21 protein-coding genes are annotated in these 21978 nt (G+C 62.0%); 17 read left to right on the plus strand and 4 right to left on the minus strand.

Translation table 11 applies throughout. The annotated features are described in order from the left end of the window. The first annotated feature begins 63 nt into the window (after positions 1–63). From ACG2LG_RS08990 to ACG2LG_RS09035, 10 genes are all read left to right on the plus strand, one after another. Positions 64–351: a DUF3892 domain-containing protein gene (locus ACG2LG_RS08990; RefSeq protein ID WP_396258278.1), complete on the plus strand. Its 288-nt coding sequence runs from the start codon at positions 64–66 to the stop codon at positions 349–351. A 12-nt stretch (positions 352–363) separates the two neighbouring features. Continuing rightward, entirely contained in the window at positions 364–951 is a 588-nt protein-coding gene (locus tag ACG2LG_RS08995; protein WP_396258279.1) for a restriction endonuclease subunit S, read from the plus strand. Between the two features lie 3 nt (positions 952–954). After that, positions 955–2451, plus strand: coding sequence for a type I restriction-modification system subunit M (locus ACG2LG_RS09000; RefSeq protein ID WP_396258280.1), 1497 nt, complete (start codon positions 955–957; stop codon positions 2449–2451). Between the two features lie 47 nt (positions 2452–2498). Continuing rightward, positions 2499–3095, plus strand: coding sequence for a hypothetical protein (locus ACG2LG_RS09005; RefSeq protein ID WP_396258281.1), 597 nt, complete (start codon positions 2499–2501; stop codon positions 3093–3095). Beyond that, complete coding sequence (locus tag ACG2LG_RS09010) at positions 3070–4092, plus strand: hypothetical protein (protein ID WP_396258282.1); 1023 nt, start codon at positions 3070–3072, stop codon at positions 4090–4092. Before ACG2LG_RS09005 ends, ACG2LG_RS09010 begins: the two co-directional genes overlap by 26 nt. 12 nt (positions 4093–4104) lie before the next feature. Next, the gene (locus tag ACG2LG_RS09015; protein ID WP_396258284.1) at positions 4105–5397 is read left to right on the plus strand and encodes a restriction endonuclease subunit S; all 1293 of its coding nucleotides are present in this window, start codon (positions 4105–4107) and stop codon (positions 5395–5397) included. 452 nt (positions 5398–5849) lie between these two features. Then, the gene (tnpA, locus tag ACG2LG_RS09020; protein WP_396258285.1) at positions 5850–6302 is read left to right on the plus strand and encodes an IS200/IS605 family transposase; all 453 of its coding nucleotides are present in this window, start codon (positions 5850–5852) and stop codon (positions 6300–6302) included. A gap of 16 nt (positions 6303–6318) precedes the next feature. Next, positions 6319–7638, plus strand: a complete 1320-nt coding sequence (locus tag ACG2LG_RS09025; protein ID WP_396258286.1) for a Fic family protein — start codon at positions 6319–6321, stop codon at positions 7636–7638. A gap of 511 nt (positions 7639–8149) precedes the next feature. Continuing rightward, positions 8150–11398: a type I restriction endonuclease subunit R gene (locus tag ACG2LG_RS09030; RefSeq protein WP_396258288.1), complete on the plus strand. Its 3249-nt coding sequence runs from the start codon at positions 8150–8152 to the stop codon at positions 11396–11398. Continuing rightward, complete coding sequence (locus ACG2LG_RS09035) at positions 11391–12092, plus strand: M48 family metallopeptidase (RefSeq protein ID WP_396258289.1); 702 nt, start codon at positions 11391–11393, stop codon at positions 12090–12092. Before ACG2LG_RS09030 ends, ACG2LG_RS09035 begins: the two co-directional genes overlap by 8 nt. Before the next feature lie 40 nt (positions 12093–12132). Here the strand turns inward: ACG2LG_RS09035 and ACG2LG_RS09040 are convergent, their stop codons facing one another. Beyond that, on the minus strand, positions 12133–12570 hold the full coding sequence (locus tag ACG2LG_RS09040; RefSeq protein WP_396258291.1) for a TA system VapC family ribonuclease toxin: 438 nt from the start codon (positions 12568–12570) through the stop codon (positions 12133–12135). Continuing rightward, entirely contained in the window at positions 12551–12835 is a 285-nt protein-coding gene (locus ACG2LG_RS09045) for an antitoxin (RefSeq protein WP_396258293.1), read from the minus strand. The genes ACG2LG_RS09040 and ACG2LG_RS09045 overlap by 20 nt, the downstream gene beginning before the upstream one ends. A gap of 148 nt (positions 12836–12983) precedes the next feature. Between ACG2LG_RS09045 and ACG2LG_RS09050 the strand changes: the two genes are divergently transcribed. From ACG2LG_RS09050 to ACG2LG_RS09080, 7 genes are all read left to right on the plus strand, one after another. Continuing rightward, on the plus strand, positions 12984–13691 hold the full coding sequence (locus ACG2LG_RS09050) for a MotA/TolQ/ExbB proton channel family protein (RefSeq protein ID WP_396258294.1): 708 nt from the start codon (positions 12984–12986) through the stop codon (positions 13689–13691). Beyond that, complete coding sequence (locus ACG2LG_RS09055; RefSeq protein WP_396258295.1) at positions 13688–14110, plus strand: ExbD/TolR family protein; 423 nt, start codon at positions 13688–13690, stop codon at positions 14108–14110. The genes ACG2LG_RS09050 and ACG2LG_RS09055 overlap by 4 nt, the downstream gene beginning before the upstream one ends. After that, on the plus strand, positions 14107–14517 hold the full coding sequence (locus ACG2LG_RS09060) for an ExbD/TolR family protein (RefSeq protein ID WP_396258297.1): 411 nt from the start codon (positions 14107–14109) through the stop codon (positions 14515–14517). The genes ACG2LG_RS09055 and ACG2LG_RS09060 overlap by 4 nt, the downstream gene beginning before the upstream one ends. Then, positions 14514–14966 carry a hypothetical protein gene (locus tag ACG2LG_RS09065; protein WP_396258299.1) on the plus strand — a complete coding sequence of 151 codons (453 nt, stop codon included), beginning with the start codon at positions 14514–14516 and terminating at the stop codon, positions 14964–14966. The genes ACG2LG_RS09060 and ACG2LG_RS09065 overlap by 4 nt, the downstream gene beginning before the upstream one ends. 107 nt (positions 14967–15073) lie before the next feature. After that, positions 15074–16480 (plus strand): DUF4159 domain-containing protein, encoded by a 1407-nt coding sequence (locus ACG2LG_RS09070; RefSeq protein ID WP_396258301.1) that lies wholly within the window; start codon positions 15074–15076, stop codon positions 16478–16480. A gap of 161 nt (positions 16481–16641) precedes the next feature. Further along, positions 16642–18084, plus strand: a complete 1443-nt coding sequence (locus tag ACG2LG_RS09075; protein WP_396258302.1) for a tetratricopeptide repeat protein — start codon at positions 16642–16644, stop codon at positions 18082–18084. An 80-nt stretch (positions 18085–18164) separates the two neighbouring features. Beyond that, on the plus strand, positions 18165–19031 hold the full coding sequence (locus ACG2LG_RS09080; protein WP_396258304.1) for a sugar phosphate isomerase/epimerase family protein: 867 nt from the start codon (positions 18165–18167) through the stop codon (positions 19029–19031). A 24-nt stretch (positions 19032–19055) separates the two neighbouring features. Here the strand turns inward: ACG2LG_RS09080 and ACG2LG_RS09085 are convergent, their stop codons facing one another. Both ACG2LG_RS09085 and ACG2LG_RS09090 read right to left on the minus strand, forming a co-directional pair. Beyond that, complete coding sequence (locus tag ACG2LG_RS09085; RefSeq protein ID WP_396258384.1) at positions 19056–19979, minus strand: tetratricopeptide repeat protein; 924 nt, start codon at positions 19977–19979, stop codon at positions 19056–19058. After that, positions 19979–21964 (minus strand): purple acid phosphatase family protein, encoded by a 1986-nt coding sequence (locus tag ACG2LG_RS09090; RefSeq protein ID WP_396258305.1) that lies wholly within the window; start codon positions 21962–21964, stop codon positions 19979–19981. Before ACG2LG_RS09090 ends, ACG2LG_RS09085 begins: the two co-directional genes overlap by 1 nt. Positions 21965–21978 lie beyond the last annotated feature (14 nt).

Below are 21978 nucleotides of genomic sequence, written 5' to 3' on the forward strand. Positions count from 1 at the left end.
TGACGCCGGATCAAGAACCAACCCGTCGAGCGGAGCGAGCGGGTCCAACCCCAATACGAACCAATGGCCATTGAAGTCCAAATTCGCTGCATCAACAAAACCGACCGCCACAGTGCCCACGAGCGTATTTCCCACGTTGGAGGCACCAACCCTGATGGAAATCGCTGGAAACTCACCCTCGACGACGCCATTGCCGGCATCGAAGCAGGCAAGTGGAGTTTCTACGTGATGGAGGCCGGCACCAAGGTCCGCGTCATCATCGCCATCAGTGCGAGCGGCCGGAAATACCTGAAAACCGAGAACGACGGCGAGCAGCCCAACAATCTGCTGAGTCTCCAGGAGTGTCCGTAGTGGCGAGTCCCCATGCCGACGTTTCCACTCAAAGACTTGGCAACCATCCGCATGGGGGTGACCCTGCGGGGTCGGGACGCCACCCGTCACGATCCCGCGGGACCCTATCGGCTGATCCAGATAAGCGACCTTGACGATGCCGGAGCGTTTCGAAACCGGGACTTCGTCCGGATTACGCCGCGAGAATCCTTCAACCGTGAACTGCTGTTGCGCTCCGGCGACCTGATCTTCCCCAATCGCGGCAGTCGGACGACGGCGGCAGTCTTCGACGACAGCGATCTTCCGGCTTTGGTCGGGCCGCAATTCTTCATCATCCGGCCAGTTTCCGACGAAATTCTCGGGGCCTATCTGGCGTGGATGCTGCGCACCCGCGAGGCCTTCTCCTACTTCGACGCCAACCGACGGGGGAGCAACGTGCTGACCCTTCAAAAGCCTGCGCTTGAGGCGTTCGAATTGCCGGTTCCCCCGCTTGAGGTTCAGCATGCCATCGTTGAAATCGACCGCCTCGGACACCTCGCCTCCGCTCTCGAATCCCGCCTCGCCGTCCTACGCTCCCTTCACCTAGAACAATCCTTACTCCAACGAGCCAAGCTCCCCTGACCCATGGCCAAGCCCATTCACAACCAAGCCGAAATCAACGAGGCCGCCTGGCGCGCCTGCGACACCTTCCGTGGCCTCGTCGATGCCGAGAACTACCGGAACTACATCCTCGTGATGCTGTTCTGGAAGTACGCCTCCGACGTCTGGCGCGACCACCGCGACCGCTACATGAAGGAATACGACGGTGACGAGGTCCGCGTGCAGCGCCGGCTCTCCCGCGAACGCTTCCAGCTCCCCGAGGGCGCCGATTTCTACTCGCTCTACGAGCAGCGCAGCCGCACCGACATCGGGGAAAAGATGAACATCGCCCTGGCCGAAATCGAGGAGGCCAACAAGGCCAAGCTCGAAGGGGTCTTCCGCGAGGTCGACTTCAACTCCGAATCGAAGCTCGGCGAAACACGCGACCGCAATCCGAAGCTCAAGCAGCTGCTCGAGGACTTCGCCGACAAGCGGCTCGACCTTCGCCCGTCGGTCGTCGGCTCGGAGGACGTCATCGGCAACGTCTATGAATACCTTCTGGAACGCTTCGCCTCGGACGCCGGGAAAAAGGCCGGCGAGTTCTACACCCCGGCCCAAGTCTCGCGCCTCATCGCCCGCATCCTCGATCCGAAGAAGGGCGACACGATTTGCGACCCGGCCTGCGGCTCCGGCTCGCTGCTCATCCAGGTCGGCCGTCAGGCGGACGAGCGGGACTTCGCCCTCTTCGGTCAGGAAATGAACGGCACCACCCACGCCCTGTGCCGGATGAACATGTTCCTTCACGGCATGGACAGGTTCGAGATCAAGTGGGGCGACACGCTGCGCAACCCGCGCCTCGTCGAGGGCGACCAGCTCATGAAATTCGACATCGTCGTCGCCAATCCGCCCTTCTCGCTCGACAAGTGGGGACAGGACGCGGCCGGGGCTGACCCTTACGTAAGGTACCACCGCGGCATCCCGCCGAAGTCGAAAGGCGACTACGCCTTCATCACCCACATGATCGAGACCGCCCGCGAGGGCACCGGAAAGGTCGGCGTGGTCGTGCCCCACGGCGTCCTCTTCCGCGGCGCTGCCGAGGGCAAGATCCGCAAGGCGCTGATCGAGGAGAACCTCCTCGAAGCCGTCATCGGCCTGCCCGCCAACCTGTTCTTCGGTACCGGCATCCCCGCCGCCATCCTGATCTTCAACAAGGGCAAGACCCATGGCGACGTCCTCTTCATCGACGCCTCCCGCGAGTTCAAGGATGCCAAGAACCAGAACGTCCTGACGGAGGAGCACCTCGACAAGATCGTCGCCACCTACCGCGCCTTCGAGACGGTGGACAAGTACGCCTACCGCGCCACCCCGCAGGAACTCGCTGACAACGATTTCAACCTCAACATCCCGCGCTACGTCGATACCTTCGAGGAAGAGGAGGAGATCGACCTCGACGCGGTGAAGACGGAAATCAACACCCTGGAAGCTGAACTTGCCGCCGTTCGGGAGAAAATGAAGTCCCATTTGGATCAAATTGGACTCTAAATGCTACTTGAAATACCCGTTCCGGGTGTTTAGAATAGCATTAAAGAATGAAAAAGCTCGATTCAACACTTCTCGACGAAGCCCTGAATCTCCTCGCCGAGCTGACATCAGACCACCCGCCACAGCACTGGGTGGTCTGCGGCGGCTCGTCGTTGTTGGCGCTTGGGCTGGTCAGTCGCGACAAAACCCGCGACGTGGACGTCCTAGCCCGCGCCGAGACTGATGGCTTGGTCAACGCCAGACCACTGCCTGACTGGCTCTACAAGGCAGCCGAGGAAGTCGGTAGCCAATTGGGGCTCTTGGAAAATTGGTTCAACACGGGACCATCCGACGACTCCTTTTTCCGCTTTGGATTCCCCGAAGGGATGGCAGCCCGCCTGATCCCGCGCGACTACGGCCCAGATGGAAATCTGCGCATCAGCTTCATCAGCCGCTACGATCAGATCTTTTTCAAGCTCTACGCCACGGCGGATTCAGACGCCGGACGGCACTATGAGGATCTGCAGGATCTCCAGCCGACGGCTGAGGAGCTGCTTGCCGCCGCTCGCTGGACCCGCACCCAAGATCCCTCGGAAGGATTCCTCTTCGTCCTGGGAGGGGTCCTCAAGGCACTCGGTCATGAACCCCTCCTTGCACAACTTTAGGGAAAGCCTGCAACAGCGGCTTCTCGACTTCCTCTGGCGGCAATGGTCCGCTCTGGGAGTGGCGGGCTATGCCCGCAGCGAGGACCCGTGGTTGATCGACCCTGAGGCCTTGCTGCTTTTCTCCACCCACATCGCCCGCCACGACAGCCGCCTCTTCGACGAGATCCTCGACTGGCTCCACATCAACGGCAGCTGGATCAACCTGGGAAGGCTGGGAAGCCTGCATAAGGACGAACAGCTGGGCGATTCCGCCGTCCTCGCCGCCATCGCCGATCTCGTCTCGCGGGATTCCACCAACCAGAAGTGGAAGCTCCTCATCCGCCGGGTCGAGAAAGGGGAGTCCCCGGGCAGTACCATGGTTCGGCGGCTGTTTCCATCCATCCCGGTTCTCAAGGAACCGGATCCGGTCTTCCTCAGGCACGGCTTGGAGCGCGGCAGCATCGAGCTCCGCGAGATGAGCCAGTCACCGCGGCCCGACCAACCCGCCACCTTCCTTTTCAAGCTCCGTGCCCTCTTCGGGGTGCAAGCCAGGGCGGAAGTCATGGCCTGGATGCTGGCCCACGAGAAGGGACACCCTGCGGAGATTGCCCGCCAAACCGGCTATTACCGCCGCAGCATCCAGAACGTCCTCAACGACCTCACGGCGTCCGGCCACATTGGCTCCATGCGCGTGGGCAGGGAAAAGACCTTCTACATTCTCCGCCCCGACGAATGGCGCTTCCTGCTCACCTGGCCGAATGCGGAGACCTTCCCGCGATGGGTCAGCTGGGCTCCCTTGTTCCACGCGCTGCAAACCTTCCTCGATGCCCTCGGAAAGCCCGGCCTTGAGGAAAAGTCGGAGAATTTCCAGGCCATCCAGCTCCGCGAAGTGCTCAGGCAGGCATTTCCGTCGCTCTCACGCGCCTCCGCCACCCATGGCTGGGCCTCCACCCCCGATCTTCGTGGAACGGCCATCATCCCGTCGCTCCTCGCCGATCTGGATGCCCTCCTCGGCTAATCTCCCATCGCCATGCCCAAGCTCTCTCTCAACGCTTCGAAGAAAACCAAGCAGACCGCTGCGGGAGAGATTCCCGTGGATTGGGAGTGCGCGAAGCTAGAAAGGTTAATAGATAAACTCGAAGCTGGTGTGAGTGTTTCTGGTAGTGACCGACCTGCTGCTCGTAACGAGCAAGGAGTTCTTAAAGTCAGTGCCGTCAGCGATGGGCGTTTTCTACCCGATGAGAACAAGGCTATCGAAACATCCGAGATTTTGCGGGCTAGGCTTCGCCCTCGAGTTGGTGCCATTCTAGTGAGTCGCAGTAATTCTCCGGAACTTGTCGGTGAATCAGCGTTAATCAAAGAAACACCAGGTAACTTGTTCCTCCCAGACAAACTTTGGCAAGTCCGGCTACTCAAAAATGCCAACGCAAGCGAAGAATGGCTATCTCAGGTACTTCGATTGCCGACAATACGGTTAGAAATGCGCAACCGAGCCTCTGGCACCAGTCAGAGTATGAAAAATATTTCAAAGTCTGCATTTCTAGGTATCCACGTAGCCCTTCCTCCACTCCCCGAGCAACGCAAGATCGCAGACATCCTCACCACCTGGGACGAGGCCCTCGAAAAGCTCGACGCCCTCATCGCCGCCAAGGACCGCCGCAAGAAGGCGCTCATGCTGCAGCTTCTCACGGGCAGGAAGCGCGTTGCCGGAGCAACGGGAGAATGGCGAACGACGACGCTCGCGCAGGTGCTCGAGCCGACGCCGCGCCCGACTCCGAAACCCTCCAAACCATTTCTGGCCGCCGGCATCCGTAGCCACGGCCGGGGGGTGTTCCTGAAGCCTGACTTCATCCCTGCCGACATCGCTCTCGACGAACTCTACGAGATCAAGTCGGGCGACCTGATCGTCAACATCACCTTCGCCTGGGAGGGAGCCGCAGCGATCGTATCCGATGAAGCCGATGGAGCCTTGGTTTCCCATCGCTTTCCGACCTTCTCGTTCAGAGCCGGCAAAGCCTCCCGTGCCTTCTTCCGCCACTACATCCGAACCAAGCGCTTCGTCTTCGATTGCGGACTCGCTTCGCCGGGCGGTGCCGGGCGGAACCGGGTGCTCAGCAAGACTGCATTTCTCAAGATCGGCCTCATGCTCCCACCCATCGAGGAGCAGGAAGCCATCGGTGAGATCCTCGACACCTGCGACGCCGAACTTACCCTCCTCCGCCGCCAACGCGACGCCCTCGACCTCCAGAAGCGCGGCCTCATGCAGCGCCTCCTCACCGGCAAGATCCGGGTGGCGGTGGATGAACCGGTTGCATCGCCATGAACGCCTGCGATTCCATATCATCCGGCCTGTCTCATGCCCCTTCAGGGCATGGGGTTGTGGTATGGTTCGTGGTCCCGGGGCATCGTCGGCCTGCGGCCTCCTCAGCCCCGGGCTGGAATCTACCGACCCTTCGGGCCGGTGCCCGGGTGCGATGCACCCGCCCGGAGACGTCATGCGCCCCCAACGGCGACCTCGATGCGATCCCGCAAGCCCGATGCGCCCCCAACGGCGACCTCGATTCCACCCCACAAACCCGGCGCGCCCTCAACGGCGACCGCGATTTCACTCCGCAAATCCGGTGCGCCCCCAACGGGGGCCGGGAATCCAGCCCGGGGCTGAGCGAAGCGATGCCCCGGGTTGCGTTACCACCGGATTTCCCGCGCCCTGAAGGGGCGCGAGAAAGGTCCGCCCCGCCCTTGTCCCCAGCCTCCACCTGAAACCCTCCGCGGCCGATGCCTCAATCGCTCTCCAAGCTCTACATCCACCTCGTATTCTCAACGAAGAACCGCGACCGCATCCTGTCGGCCGAGGACGGCCCGGACCTGCATGCCTACATGGGCGGCACTCTGAACGGCCTGAAATGCATCCCGGTCGAGATCAACACGGAACCCGACCACGCCCACCTCCTCTTTCTTCTATCTCGCACGGTTGCCCTGAGTGACGTCGTCGGTGCCGTCAAGAAGAGCGCCACCGAATGGCTTCGCGCCCGAGGCCCGGTTTATCGCGGTTTCCATTGGCAAAGCGGCTACGGTGCCTTCTCCGTGAGCGAGTCCAACCGGGATTCGGTCCGCGACTACATCCGCAACCAGCGCGAACACCAACGCACCCGGACCTTCCAGGAAGAATACCGTGCGCTACTGGAGAAATACCGCATCGACTACGACGAGCGCTATGTCTGGGATTGAACCATCCTCCAGCACCATGAACGAAGACCTTCAAGCCCTCCTTGCAGCAAAGTCGGAATGGAGCTCCCTCCAGCCCCTCCAGCCCGATCGTGAGAAGCGCCTGTGGCAGAAGCTCCGCCTAGAATGGAACTACCACTCGAACCACATCGAGGGCAACACGCTGACCTACGGTGAAACCGAGCTGTTGCTGCTCCACGATCAGACGCACGGCACCCACGACATCCGCGAGTATGTCGAGATGAAAGCCCACGATCTGGGCATCGAGCACCTGCGGAAGCTTGCCGCCGATCCTGAGCGGGGTCTCTCGGAGACCGACATCCGGGACCTGAACGAGATCATCCTCAAGGAGCCATTCTGGAAACCCACGGAAACGGCAGATGGTCAGCCGACTCGCAAGCAGATCATTCCTGGAGAATACAAGACGACGCCGAACAACGTTCGCACAGCGACTGGCGAAGTTTTTGAGTTCGCCGCGCCCAACGAAGTCCCGGCGAAAATGAAGGCGCTGGTGGACTGGCTCTGGACGGAGCTTGAGGGGCCGATGGAAGACATCGCGATGGTGGCAGCGAAGCTTCACCACGATTTCGTCCTCATTCATCCTTTCGATGACGGCAACGGCCGGGTGGCGCGTATGTTGGTCAACTACCTGCTGTTGCGGTCCGGATACCCGCCGATCATCATTCCGACCGAAGAGAAGAAGGCCTACCTCGCAGCGCTGCGCATGGCGGACGCCGGGGATCTTGCGGAGTTGGTGAACTACCTCAGAGACCGCGTCCGTGCGTCGCTCGAATTGGCAATCCGAGCCGGGAACGGAGAAAACATTGAGGAGCCGAGCGATGTGGAAAAACAGGTGGCGCTGTTTGTAAAAGGTGAATTGGCAGGGAACAAAGAAGGAGACATGCCGACCAAGGAAAATCTCGGCTACCTCTCAGAGATCAGTTTTCAGCCGTTCATCAAGGAGCTTGAGCGTAAGATGGAAGGGTTGAAGCCGATGTTTTCGAAATATGAGGTCGTTACCGAGAATCTAAGAGGAGCGGCTTCTACGGGAGCTGGAGTGTCGCAATCCGACATCAGCTTCCAGGTTCCGGGTGGACAAATCCTCATGACGTTCCGATTCATTCGATACCTGGGCGAAGCCGCGACACCCTTCGATCATGAAACCACGGTGGGGGTCCATTTCCCTCCGAAAAAATATACGATCACTCACGATGGTAACGTCCTTGTTTCCAAGCCCTATTCCGATCCCGTTCTGACCGAGGAGATCGACAACGTAACCTCCCGGATTCTTGCGAAGACCTTCGGGGTTGTTCGCGGCAAGGCGAGTCCGCGGACATAGAAACCTCAGGTATCTTCAGGAACTGACGCAACAAGCCAACCATGGAAGGACGCATCATCGGCCTCGAATTCCCCAACGACCACCCCGGCTATCCCATTTCAGGGAAGGGCCCCGTGGGCGCTTGTCACCGGAGTGGAACCTTTGGATCGGTCGGAGTGCCCACCGGACACCTGAGCGGGGTACCCCGCGACGCCATGGAGACGACTTTCAATGTTGGCAGGCGGAGAGAAGATTGCCCGGAGATGTTGCAAAAGCCAAGCTTCGAGTGGTGTCTCACCGACGAGCCCCCTTTTTGCAACGCGCGGGTCGGGGCTTGCTTCGAAAGCCCCAATCATTATTCTGAATCCAACAGACCCGCCACGCCTCTTTGCAATGCGCACCAGGGCGGGTGCTTTACTTCATGGGCTTTTGCCCTTCCGTTCCATTCCTCCAGAATACACCCGCCACGCCTCTCCACGATGCGCAACTTGGCGGGTATTTTTTTGCCCATGAGCAGCGAATCCCAGCAGTGATGACCCCCGACTTCAAAGAGGCCCCGATCAGCCAGATCCCCGCGCTGCGGCTGCTCCAGCAACTCGGCTACAGCTACCTCGGCCCCGAGGAGGTGGCGGTCGAGCGGAAGGGGAAGCTGGGACGGGTGCTGTTGGAAGGCGTCCTGACCAAGCAGCTCCGCCGTCTGAACCGGATCTCTTTCAAGGGCAAGGAAGTCGCTTTCTCGGAGGAGAACCTGGCCAAGGCCATCGAGGCGCTGCGTGACCTGCCGCCCGAGGGCATCGTCAAGACCAGCGAGAAGGCCTATGACCTGCTCACGCTTGGCAAGAGCCTCGACCAGGAGATCGAGGGCGAGACGAAGGGATTCACGCTGCGCTACATCGACTGGGAAAATCCGCGCAACAACACCTTCCACGTCACGGCCGAATATGAGGTCGAGCGCACCGGCAGCCACGACACCCGGCGGCCGGACATCGTCGGCTTCGTCAACGGCATCCCGTTTTTCGTCATCGAGTGCAAGCGGCCCGACCAGAAGCATTCCCTGGAGCAGGCGGTCAACCAGAACGTCCGCAACCAGAAGGAGGACGAGATCCCGCACCTGTTCCACTACGCACAGCTCGTCCTGGCCCTCAACAAGAATGAGGGGAGCTACGCAACGACCGGAACCCAGGCGAAGTTCTGGGCGAAGTGGCGCGATATCCACGACGTGAGCGATGCGGTGCGGGCGGCGGTCAACAGCCCGGTCCGCCCCGAAGAACACGTGAAGCTCTTCAAGGGGATGTTCGCCTTCGCCAAGGCCGACTTCGAGGAGCAAGCGATGGGCGGGAGGGAGCCGACCGGTCAGGATTTCCTCCTGTGGTCGCTGTGCCGGCCCGAGCGCCTCATCGAGCTGGCCCGGCAATTCATCCTCTACGACGAGGGCGGGGCGGTGAAGAAGATCGCCCGCTATCAGCAGTATTTCGCGATCCGGAGCACTCTTGAGCGGGTCCGCCAGCGTGACCGGCACGGACGGCGCAAGGGCGGGGTCATCTGGCAGACACAGGGGTCGGGGAAGTCGCTGGCGATGGTCTTGCTTGGCAAGGCTTTGGCGCTGGAAAAGAGCATCCCCAATGCCCGGATCGTCATCGTCACGGACCGCATCGATCTCGACGAGCAGATCTGGAAGACCTTCCACCAGTGCGGCAAGGACCCGGTGCAGGCCAAGACGGGTCCGCACCTGGTCGAGTTGCTCAAGGATCCGCACGTCAGCGTGATCACCACCCTGATCCAGAAGTTCGGCGCGGCGGCCAAGGACTCCAAGAGCTTCAAGGTGGAGGACGACAACCTGTTCGTGCTCATCGACGAGAGCCACCGTAGCCACTACGGCGAGGCGAACTTGCGGATGCAGAAGGCGCTACCGAATGCTTGCTACATCGGCTTCACCGGCACCCCGCTGATGAAGAAGGAGAAGAGCACCGCCGACAAGTTCGGCGGCTTCATCAAGGAGGCGACCTACACGATCCGCGATGCCGTCGAGGACAAGGCCGTTGTGCCGCTCCTGTATGAGGGTCGCCACGTCCTCCAGGAAGTGAACACCAAGGCAGTCGACAAGATGTTCGACGCCATGTGCGAGGGCCTCACCGATGAGCAACGGGCCGACCTGAAGCGCAAGTTCTCCGCCAAGGACGAACTGAACCGCCTGCAAAGCCGGATGTATATCATCGCCTGGGACATCTCACAGCACTTCTCCAAAGAGTGGCTGGGCACGGAGTTCAAGGGGCAGGTCACCGCACCGGGGAAACGGGAGGCACTGATGTTGAAGGGTTTCCTCGATCAGTTCGGCAAGGTGACCAGCGAGGTGATCATTTCCGGTCCCGGCGAGATTGAGAACCCAGAGGAACACCAGCAGGAAGAGAAGGACGAGAGCATCGAGCTTTTCTGGAAGGCGATGATGGCCAAGTACGGTTCCGAGAAGGAATACAACCGGCAGATCATCGAGGCCTTCAAGAAGAAGGAGGAGCCACACCTGCTCATCGTCGTCGACAAGCTCCTGACCGGCTTCGATGCACCGCGGAACGTCGTCTTGTACATCGCCCGGAGCCTCAAGGAGCACAACCTGCTCCAAGCCATCGCCCGGGTGAACCGTCTGCACCCCGGCAAGGACTTCGGCTACATCATCGACTACTACGGAGTCGTCACCCAGCTCCACGATGCGCTGGAACTCTACAGCAGCCTCGAAGGGAAGTTCGACGAGGAGGACTTGGAAGGCGCCCTGACGGTGATCGACGAGGAGATCAAGAAGCTCCCCGCGCTCCACGATGCCTTGTGGGATCTCTTCAAGGAGGTGAAGAACAAGAAGGACGAGGAGGCCTTCGAGCTCGCTCTGGAGGACAAGGACAAGCGCGACGAGTTCTACACCCGCCTGTCAAAGTTCACGCGGTTGCTCAAGATGGCGCTGTCGAGCATCCACTGGATCACCGACACGCCGCAGGCGAAGGTCGACCGCTACAAGCGGGAGGCCGCGTTTTTCCAGAAGCTCCGGGCCAGCGTGAAGCTGCGCTATGCCGAGGAGATCGACTACCGGGACTACGAGAAGCAGATCCAGAAGATGCTCAACACCTACGTCCAGGCCGACGAGGTGATCCAGATCGTCGATCCGGTGAACATCTTCGAACGGGAGGCTTTCAAGGCCGAGGTGGAAAAGGCGCAGAGCACCCGCGCCAAGGCCGACACCATCGCCAACCGGACGAAGAAGACGATCACCGAGAAGATGGACGAAGATCCGTTCTTCTACCGGCGGTTCTCCCAGCTCCTGCAGCAGGTCATCGATGAATACCGCGCCGAGCGGATCAGCGATGCCGAGTACCTGCGCCGGGTCACGGAGGTCATGGAGCAGGTCCGGGATGGAAAGTCCAAGGAAGGTCCGGAGATCCTCAAGGAGCGGGACCTCTCCCGTGCCCTGTTCGGCGCGCTGAAGGACAAGATGGCCACGGGTCAGGGCGGCCTGCATGAGGATCCGGCGCAATACAAGACCCGGAACGATCCCGAGTCCGTGACCTTCGAGCAGGTGATGGCGGAAGCGGCCTGCGAGATGGAGGACATCATCCGCCGCCACGCCGTCGTGCGCTGGCGCGAGAACCAAGACGCCCAGAACCGGATGCGGAACGACCTCGACGATTTCTTCGTCGAGCTGCAGGGGGAGAAGGGCATCTCGCTGAGCTGGGATCAGGTCGACGCCATCGTGGATGCCGTCCTCGGTATCGCGATCAACCGCCGGGACGATGTCTAAGGTCCGGACGCTGGAGACTCCCGCCGGCCCCGCTGTGCTGAAGCGAACGGGCCGCACAACCCTTGCGATCAGCGTGCTGCCGGACGGGACGCTCGAACTGACGGCGCCCCTGGACTCCGAAGAGTCCTCCATCCGGGAGAAGGTCGGCAAGCGAACCAAGTGGATCGAGCGCCAGCGGAAAGCCTTCGCCGACATGAACGCGACCCGGATGCCCCGGCGCTACGTCACCGGTGCGACCCACCGCTACCTTGGGAAGCAGTATCGCCTGAAGATCTTGGCCGGCGAACGAGGCTCCGTCCTGCTGAAGGGTGTCTACTTCCATGTGGTATCCACCTCGGGCAGTCAGGACGAGATCCGGGGCTTGCTGGATGCGTGGTTCCGGGAAAAGGCGAGGCAGCAGTTCACGCGCCGGCTCGGGGGATGGCGTCCGTGGTGTCAGCGTAACCAGCTTCCCGAGCCCAAGCTGGTGCTACGGCGCATGCCGAAGCGCTGGGGAAGCGCTGGGAGGAACGGTCGCATCGCCCTGAACCCCGAGCTGATTCACGCCCCTTCCGCCTGCATCGACTACGTGATTGCTCACGAGATTTGCCATCTCAAGCACCCCGACCATAGCCCAGCGTTCTTTCGACTGCTTTCGGCAATGGTTCCGGGTTGGGAAGCGATTAAACTTCGTTTGGAGAGGTTTCAGGCTTGATGAGGCTGGAGGAGGATTGGCGTTGCGGAATCGGTTGCCACTACGCCTCGAGCAGACATAGATCCAATCCGTCGAACTGGGTGAAGGCCTTGTCGGCGGTGACCAACTGGAACCCGGCGCGGACGGCGAAGGCGGCGAGATAGGCGTCCATCCAGAGTTTCGGGGAAGGGGTGTTGCGGGAGGCGAACGTCTTCCACGTTTCCTCGATTCCCGCGGGCTCGGGTGCGAAAGCGATTCGGTCATCGCCAAGGAAGGTTTCATAGGCTTTCCAAGCTTCGGCGTTGCTTGCGGGCGGGAGTGAGTAGCCACCCATCACCCCGTTCATCGTGAGCAAGCGAACCAGCGCTTGCTGGGTAGGGCGGCAGAAGCGGATGGTGTCGCTGCCGGTTTGCTGCTCCATCCAGGCCATCGCTCCCGCATGACCCGTGTGTCCGCGGACGGACACGGCAAACCACACGTTAGCGTCGGGCAGCTTCATCGGCTTCTCGCATCCACTCGACTTCCTGTTGCGCGAGAAGATCGTGAATCCTCTCCGGCGTCAGTTCGTCCTCCGGATTGGCCGGTGGCTTGCCCTCGAAGAGGGGAAGCTTCACCCGGTTCCCGGGCTTCCTGGGAGGGTCGGGCTGCTCCAGCCCTCGACGGACGACTTCAGTGGCGACATCCCGGAGCTTTCGTCCCTCGCGTGCCGCCCGGACCTTCATCTCGCGCACGAGTTCTTCCGGCAGGTCGAGGGTGGTCTTCATGGAGGAAACTTTCCAGCTTTCTGGTTTTCCGTCAAGGCATGACCTCGGTCTGGCGCGCTGTGCCGAACTTAACCCATCCTTGCAGTTGATTCGAAAAACCCTTCGGGTGGCTGGCGTTCTAAGTCAGGCTCTTTCATCCCCAAGCATCATGACGTTTCCTCTAGCCAGTATCAGCGAGTTCTTCCAAAGCGGCGCCTCCGGCCTGCTGCTGGAAGGCGGCATCTTCATGTGGCCGATCCTGATCATGCTGGTCGTCGCACTGGCGGTGATCATCGAGCGCTACCGCAGCCTGAGGATGCTGGACGACGATCCCTCCGAACTTCGCGAGGAGGTGCTGGAAATGCTTTCGGAGGACCGGGTGGAGGAGGCGCTCGAACGCTGCGACTCCGCGCAGGGCCCGGTCCCGGCGATCCTTGCGAACGGCCTGCGCAAGTATCTGGTATTGCGGCGCCTCAACTACGACCCCGCGCAGCTCGAGAATCAGGTAATCAAGAGCATGGAGAACTACGGCGTGCACATCGTGGCCGCGCTCGAGAAGCACCTGCCGATCCTCGCCACGGTCGCCAGCGTGGCCCCGATGCTCGGATTCCTCGGCACGGTGCAGGGCATGGTCGTCGCCTTCGGTGACATTGAGGCGAACGTCGGCCAGCAGAACATCGTGCAGGCCGCCGCTTCCGGAATCCGCATCGCTCTGCTGACGACCTGCTTCGGCCTGATTGTGGGGATTCCCGCCTACCTCGCCTTCAACTACTTCACCGGAATCATCAACAGCTTCGTGCTGCAGGTCGAATCATCCGCCGCCGAACTCATCGAGGTGGTGACCCTGCGCCTGACGCTCCAGCAGGAGGACTCATGAAGCTGAAACGAGGAAAGCTTCTGGTCGATCCGCCGGGTAGTGCCAGCTCGGACATCGCCTTCATTCTGATCATCTTCTTCCTGGTCTGCGCGTCGGTGCAGCCGGAAGACGGGCAGGATCAGCGACTACCGCGCGCCGAGCCACAGGCGGATGAACGCAAGCAGTCGAAGAACCTCGAAGTGTCGATCACGGCCAACAGCATCGTCCTCAACGGCGCACCGTTGGATGAGGCAAGCTTTCCTGCCCGGCTGGCGGAGGAACTGGCCGAAAGGAAGCGCGAGGAGGAGCGGGTGGTCGTTCTCAAGAGTGCGCCCAAAACGCCCTACACCCGGTGGATTGCGGTTTCGCAGGTGATCGATCAGGCAGGGGGATTGCTCACCCTGGAAGTGGCGGAGGAGAAAAGCATCCAGGTCCGATGATCATCCAGCGCCGTCAGCTCACTGCCACGATCCCGACCTTCGCGATGGGGGACATCGGCTTCCTGCTGCTGATCTTTTTCGTGATTCTCGCCCGGGTTCAGAACGACAGCCACATCCAGTGGGTCCCCGCGCAGGTTGAGGAGGTCGAGCCGGCGGCGGCTGCCCGGGCCAGCGTGGCGATCGACAGCGGGATGAAGATCTACCTCGACGGACGCGAGACCTCCGCCGATTCACTGGCAGGCCAGCTCGAGACCATTCTCGGCGACGCTCCGGAAGGCTCCCGCCGCGTCCATCTGAAGGTCCACAAGGACACGCCCGCCGAGCGCTTCGAGCCGGTGATCGAGGCGATCAGCGAAGCCGGCGGCGACTTGACCCACATTCTCGAAACCAAGGAATCCGAACGATGAGCGAAGAATCCCAACCCCCTCTTGCCAGCACCCGGAGCGAGCTTCGGAACCTGCGCAACCACTCCGGGGCCACGGTGGCCGAACTGAAAGCCTTCCTTGCGGAGATGAAGGGGAGGAGTCCCCAGGAGATGCTCGGGATGGTGACCGGCAACCGCCTGTTTCGCGCCATCGTCCAGTCCCTCATCCTGATCGTGGCGATCCTTTTCGTCTTCACGGTGATCCCCTACCTGACGCGTGAATCGGAACCGGCACCCGAGGCCACGGAAACGGCAGAGGCTGCCCAAACACCCCCGGCCGCCGCCGAAGAGGTGCCTGAGCCTGCGGTGATGGAAGCGCCGGCAGGGCCGGATGCGTTGGAGACCCTGGGGGTTGGTGAGGAGATCAAGGCACCGCCGAACGTGAATCCACTCGAAAGCGACACCGGCAACTTCCTCGAGGAACTCGACTGAGCCCAACTTGCTGAAGGCGATGAATCTGCGAATGGAGGTCAGACACGCCTGTCTGACAGAAACCCGATTAACGCCGGCAGACAGGAGTGTCTGACCTCCTCCGTGTCATGAATCCGCGCACCTATCTATCCACGAATCGGAAGCCGCTGCTTGGTGTCGCGGCGTCGGGGGTGTGGCTGCTCGCGTGGCTCGACGCCTGGGCTTTCTTCGTTGCTCCGATCTGGCTGCTGTTCGGGATCTTCACCACAGGCTTGGTGGTCGCGGGTGTGGCGGTGGTGCGTGCGCGCCGTCTGCCGAAGTGGAAGCAGCGGGCGGTGTGGAGCCTGTCGATCTTTTCCGTCTGGCAGTTTCTCGTCTACCTGACCCACATCCTCGGAGCGGATGAGTGGTCACGGCGCTTCGAGTGGCTGGGGGTCTTCGTGGTCTTTTTCACTGGACTCGCGTGGGTCGTGTGGTGGGTGCACGGTGCGACCCGCGACGAGCGGGATGGCTCGGGTAAGCGGATCTGGAACCCGCTCAATCTCTCGGCGTGGTACTATGCCTGTCGGAGTCCGAAGCTGCGTCAGTCGCTGGCGACCATTCTCTCCTACGGTTTCTGTTTTTGCCTGTGTTTTCTGGTCATCAGCCAGTTCCGCGGTTGCTCGATCTATGAGAGTCCCGCCGGAGGAGGGGAGGTGGCGCAGCTCCAGCAGGTGGTGAAGATCCAGAAGGTCGAGCGCCGCAAGTACGTGATCAACCCCTTCAGCAGCGTCGTTTTCAACCCGCCGCCGATCAACGAGATCAAGCTGCAGCTGCTCGAGGTCACCGAGCACCTCTACAAGGTCGGGCAGGGCAAGGGCGACGGGGCCGGTTTCTCGAAGGGAACGAAGCGCGGGAAGGTGCGTTTCATTCGTCTGAAATACGACGGCGGCGACTGGGATCAGGACATGAATCGGGGTTCGGACCTGAACCTCCTGACCGAATACGGCGTGCGCACCGGACACCCCGTGAGCGACCGGCCCGAGCCGATGGAAATCATGCGCCTAAGGAGCTTTCCCGCACGGAAGAGCCCGCCGCTGGTCTACATGACCGGCCAGCGGGGGATCCAGGTGAGCTCGGCGGAGATCAAGGTGCTGCGCCATTACCTCACGGATCAGCACGGGATGCTCTTCGGGGACAATGGCGGCAGTCCGGGCTGGGGAAGCCAGTTCATCGACATGATGCGCCGCGTCCTGCCTCGCGTGGAGCCGATCTCCCTGTATCTCGACCACCCGATCCACCGGGCGCCCTATCCGCTGCCCAAGCTGCCCTACGTCGCGAAGCACGGGCGCTCTGATGCCCTCGGGTGGGTCGTGGACGGACGACTGGTTGCCTACTATCATCCCGGGGATATCGGCGACGCGTGGGCGGACGGTCACTCCGGCGTGCCGCGGGAAATCTGGGAATCCTGCTACCAACTCGGGGTGAATGTGATTTTCTACGCCCACGTCGAGTATGACCGGTGGTTGAATGCGACGAAGGAGGACGAGGAATGAATCGAAGATCCAACGGTGACCGGTGGCGGCAGTTTTCTGACCGCAGAGGCGCAGAGGTCACAGAGTGCTTGTGCAAATCCATGGGGACGGATTTCCAGAATTCCAATATCTCTGCGTTCTCCGCGCCTCTGCGGTTCATCGTCTGTCTATGGCTTTCGGTGATGCTGCTTACGGTGCCAGCGGCGGCCGGGCTGTCCGACCTCGAGCAGATCGACCTCAAGAGCTACGAGGCGATGAGGGAGGTCGAGCGCTACCAGATGAAGGTGGCGGAAAAGCATTACCTGAAGGGCAGCTTCGAGATCGCGCTGGCCGAGTATGAGAAGTTTCTCACGCTCTACGAGAAGAGCCCCGGGGCGCCCTACGCGCAGCTGATGTGGAGCCACTCGCTGATGAAGCTCAAGAAGCCGCAGACCGCGCTGCGCGACGGGTTTCAGTCGGTGATCGACTACTGGCCCGAGAGTCACGAAGCGACGCTGGCGGCCTACTGCATGGCCGATGCCTACAAGCGGATGGGCAAGGTGAAGGAGGCGACGGCGTCCTTCCGCCTGATCCTCGACGACTACCCGGATCACGCGATTGCCACCCGCGCCCGGCTTGACCTGCTGGCCTACGCCAAGCTTCACCAGAATGACGAGGAGGTGCTGCGCATCCTGCGGGAGTTCACCTTCGAGCTCAAGCGGACGGAAAAGAACGCGCAGGCCTGCCTCGATGCCTCCCGCGAACTCGCCAGCATGCATTTCTACTCCCAGGAGTTCGAGCAGGGACGCAAGGCTCTGGCGACGTCCTACGAGGACGGGGAACTCGACAAGCAGGTTCGCGAGATGACGGTTGCGACCATCGGGCACCTGTGGAAGGAGGAGAAGACCCGGTCCGACGCCCGCAAACTGGCCGACCAGATCATCGCCAGCCTGCGGCAGTCACCCGAACTGACGAGTGGCGTGCTCTACCGGATCGGCAGCCTGCATGCGATGGTGGGTCGCCCGGACCAGGTCTGGAAGATCTACGACGAGATCGCCAAGGCGCATGGCACCGATGATGCGCTGCGTGGGAACCGGGCGAGTTGGCTGCTGGCGCGCGACAAGCGCGACGAGGCCCGTCGTTGGTATGAGCGCTTCGAGAACGTGGTTGAAGGGAAGCGTCACCTCGTGGGCATGGCGATGGAGGAGGGGAATATCCCTTTGGCGCTCGAGATTTATCGCCAACTCCTCGAACTCGATGGCGAGCGAGCCAGCGAATACCAGTGGGCGATCGCCGGCTGCTACGAGAAGCAGGGCGAGTGGAAGAAGGCGATCGCGATCTACCGGATGATCGATGACTTCCCGAAGAACCATTTCGCGATGGCAGCCTGCCACCGGAAGCTCAAGGAATACGACGAGGCCATCCTGCTCTACCAGCAGACCAAGGTGATCGACGGAGTCGCCCCGCGGGCCTCGATTGAAATCGCCTTCACCCACGAGGAGGCCGGCGAAAAGGAGAAGGCCATCAGAACATTCCAGCTTACCTGCAAGCGCTATCCGAAGGCGGCCGAAGCCGCCCGCGCCCACGCCCACCTTCAGGAGAAATACAACATCCACGTCACCCTCGGCGGGGCGGAGGAGAAGTAGTCGTTTCCGCCTATCCGTCGCCTGGGCTTTGAGTCATACTTCCACCCGCAACTCCGCCCCTGTCTGCCATGTCCCGCCTCATGAACCGCCGCTCCGTCCTCAAGCGAACCACCGCCCTTGCTGCCGGTTTCGGCATCAGTCCCGCTCTGGCCGAGGCGCTTGCTGCCTGGAAAGACCGCGAGTTCAAGATCGGCGCGTGCGACTGGTCGATCGGCTGCCGGGCCGACTTGAAGGCCTTTGATGTGGCCAAGGAGATCGGTCTCGATGGTGTGCAGGTCAGCCTCGGCACCGAGGCGGACGACATGCAGTTGCGGCAGCCGGAGATCCAGAAGGCTTATCTGGATGCGTCGAAGCGCACCGGTGTCGAGATCGCCTCGCTGGCGATCGGCACCCTCAATGCCATTCCCTACAAGTCCGACCCGCGCACCATCCCGTGGGTCAGCGGATCGATCGACGCCTGCAAGGCGCTGGGGCGCGAAGTCGTACTGCTCGCCTTCTTTGGGGCCGGGGATTTGAAAGGCGACAAGAAGGGCACCGATGAAGTGATCCGCCGGCTGAAGGATGTGGCACCCAAGGCCGAGAAGGCTGGCGTCACCCTGGGCATTGAATCCTGGCTCAGCGGTGAGGAGCACATGCACATCATCGACAGTGTCGGGTCACCGGCGGTGAAGGTTTACTACGATGTTGCGAACTCCAACAAGATGGGCTACGACATCTACTCGGAGATCCGCTGGCTTGGAAAAAAGGGCCAGATCTGCGAGGTCCACATGAAGGAGAACGGCGCGTTGCTCGGCGAGGGAGTGGTCGATTTCAACAAGGTGCGTGCCGCCATCGAGGACTGCGGCTACACCGGGTGGATGCAGATCGAGGGCGCCATCCCGAAGGGAGCCGAGATGGTTCCCAGTTACAAGAGCAACCTCAAGCTCCTGCGCTCGCTGTTCGGATAGCGGGAAGGCCTGAGCGCCCTTGATTCAGGGGGTGGGTTTCGCCTCTTCCCGGATGCGGTTGGCCAGGCGCCCGACCTCCCAAGGATCCGCCCCGTGCTCGCGTGCCAGCGCCAGATCATCCCGCGCGGCATCGAGGTCCCCGAGCAGTGCCCGAGCTTGGGCGCGATCGACCAACAGTTTGGCATCCGGTCGCTGCAGATGAATGCGCCGGTCCAGTTCAACGACCGCCGCCTTCAAGTCCTGCGTGCCGCCGTCCGGATCTCCGGCTCCCAGTCGCAGGCGGGCGCGGCGGATCCACCATGAGCTCTTCAGGCGCGACTTCGCCAGTTCGGTCTCGATGACCGGTGCGGCTTCGTCGAGATGGCCGGCATCCAGCGCGGCATCCACCCAGGCATTGCGAAGGACGATGCTTTTCAGAGCCTCGTGCCCGGCTTTCAGTCCCGCCAGGCGGTCGGCGGGCCGTCCCAGACGCTCCTCGATCCGGCTCCGCAGCAGATACCAGTCGACCATTCCCTCCGGATCTTCCTGGAAGGCGTTCCGGCATGCCGCCAACGCGGCGTCCGTCCGGCCCTGCTCCAGTTCCCACTCCGACTTCAGGATCCACCCCGCGGCCCGTTCCCGGCCGGGTTGCGCCAGTTCGACGGCCCGCTGGATCATGTCCATCGCCTCGGGGCACTTCCCCCGGGCCCACAGGACCCGGGCCAGGGACTCGGTGTCGGCGATCGACTGCGGGTGCTTGCCCAGCACGAGTCGCAGATCGGCCTCGGCCTGTGCGTGCATTCCGAGTGCCCGGTATTCGGTCGCCCGGCGGCTGAGCAACTCCACGTTCTCCGGGTCCATCTCGAGTTGCGCCGTCAACTCCGCGACCACCTCCTCGGGGCCATGGTGCCCCGCCACTTCCGCGGCAAGCAGCAGCAGGCATCCCCCGATCGTTGCCAGCGGGCGCATCACTTGCGGGTCTTCACGAGGAAGGGATCCAGGGTGAAGTCGCTGCTGTTGAGGTTGCCGTTGTGTCCCTCGATGGCGATGACATTGCGGCCCTTGCGGAACACACCCTTCGACTTGGCGAGGGAAAAGAATCGGAACTCTCCCTTGGCTTCGTGAAGATGGAAGCCCCGGGCCGATTCGCCCCGGCCGCGGTCGACTCCGACCCGCAGGACTTCCTTGCCATTGAGGTAGGCGATGAAGGCGTCGTCGTAGCTCACCGCGAGGCCGATCCGGTCGACGGTGGAGAGGTCGTCCAACTCGAACTCCTTGCGGACATAGACCACCTTGTAGTGGTCCTTCATGTCATCGAGGACGGTCTTGTCATCCTTGTCGCCGTAGCCGAATCCCGCCGGCCCGCGCGTCCATGAGCTGTCATCGAAATCCGGTGTCGCCCATTCCTTGTCCGGCGCCTCCTTGGCCGCCCGGTAGGCCCACTCGGCTCCGCGCGGGATCATCACTTCATGTTGTGGCGGCATCTTCAGGCCCTTGTGAGCCTGCTCGTTGACCGGTTGTGCCGGCTCCGGCTGCCAGGGGTTGGCGATTCTGGTCTGCTCGACCACGCCGGCCTTCTCGATCTGGAAAAGATCCCGGCGCTCGCCGTGCTTGTCGATCATCACGCCGACCAGGGTGTTGCCGTCGATCTGCACGAGGGCCGAGCCATGCTCGACCAGGATCCGCCGCATCACCGGGCAGGTGCCCCGGCGTCCGATTCCCGCCCCACCGTTTCCGGTCACGACCTGCACGGTTCCATTGTGAGGCTGCAATCCCTCGCTCTTGCGGTAGGCTCCATCGCCTTCGGGGTCGCCGTCGCCATCGTCGAAGATCACGCCTTTGGCCGTGGTCGGGGTGTCGTAGGCACCGTCCATCAGCATCGACCGCTCCCAGATGTGCGAGTGTCCGGTGAAGACGACATCCACGCCGCCCGCCTCGAGGATCGGCATGATGTGCTCCCGCATTTCGATCAACTGCCCCTCCTTGTCACTGTCGTGGGTGCCCTTGGTGTAGGGCGGGTGATGCCAGAACGCCACCAGCCAGTCCGCCTGGGTCTGCTCGAGGTCGGCCCGCAGCCATTTCGCCATGGCACCGGTCGGCTTGCGGTCGAGGTCGTGCGAGTCGAGCGAGATGAAGTGCACCTTGCCGTAGTCGAAGGAATAGTAGGCCTCGGTGCCGGAGGGCACCCCGCCGGCCTCGCCCCTGGTCGGGCAGATGTAGCCGTCATAGTACGGCCCGATTCCGTCCTTGCCCTTGGATGTGGCCCCTTCGTGGTTGCCCATCGCTGGCCAGCACACGGTGTTGCGCAGGGTCGGGTCGTAGACCGCAAAAAAATTGTTCGAGAACTCCGGATCCGTGCCGCTGCCGTAGGCCATGTCACCGACATGGAGGTAGAGATCGAGTTGCCGGTCCCCCAGGGCCTTGAGCATTCCCTCGTAAACCTGTCGTTGGGCATCGCCTCCGGTTCCCGAATCGCCGACCACCCAGAACAACACCCCGGTCTCCGTCCCCGGAGCCGGATGAGTCCGGAACCGGTAGCTCGGATCGGGCGGCGTCATGCGCGTGTCGCCGTCGAAGATCGCATAGTGGTAGGTCCGGCCACCCTCAAGGCCCTTCAGGGTCACCTCGTACTGGCGGACCGTTTCCCGGGCGCTTTGCTGCGGATTGCCCTGGAACAGGTCCGGGCCCTTCGGGATTTCCGGATCGCCGGATTGGCCAGGCAGACGTCGAACGATCATGTCACCCGTCGCAGCCTCCCGGTCCAGTGCGCCCGCCGCCTCGCCGAAGCGGACGACAGGATTCATGGCCCGGTCGGTACGCCAGACGAGGCGGATCGACTCGTGAGTCGCCATTTGCACGTAGGGGGCCCGCTCGAAATCCTGCGCTGGCGCGGCAATGGATGCCGAACCCCCGATCAGGGCCAGCGTGAGGGTTCCGAGATAGGTTCGCATCATGTTGCTTGAGGGTT

The organism is Haloferula sp. A504, assembly GCF_044385805.1.
Taxonomy (GTDB): domain Bacteria; phylum Verrucomicrobiota; class Verrucomicrobiia; order Verrucomicrobiales; family Akkermansiaceae; genus Haloferula.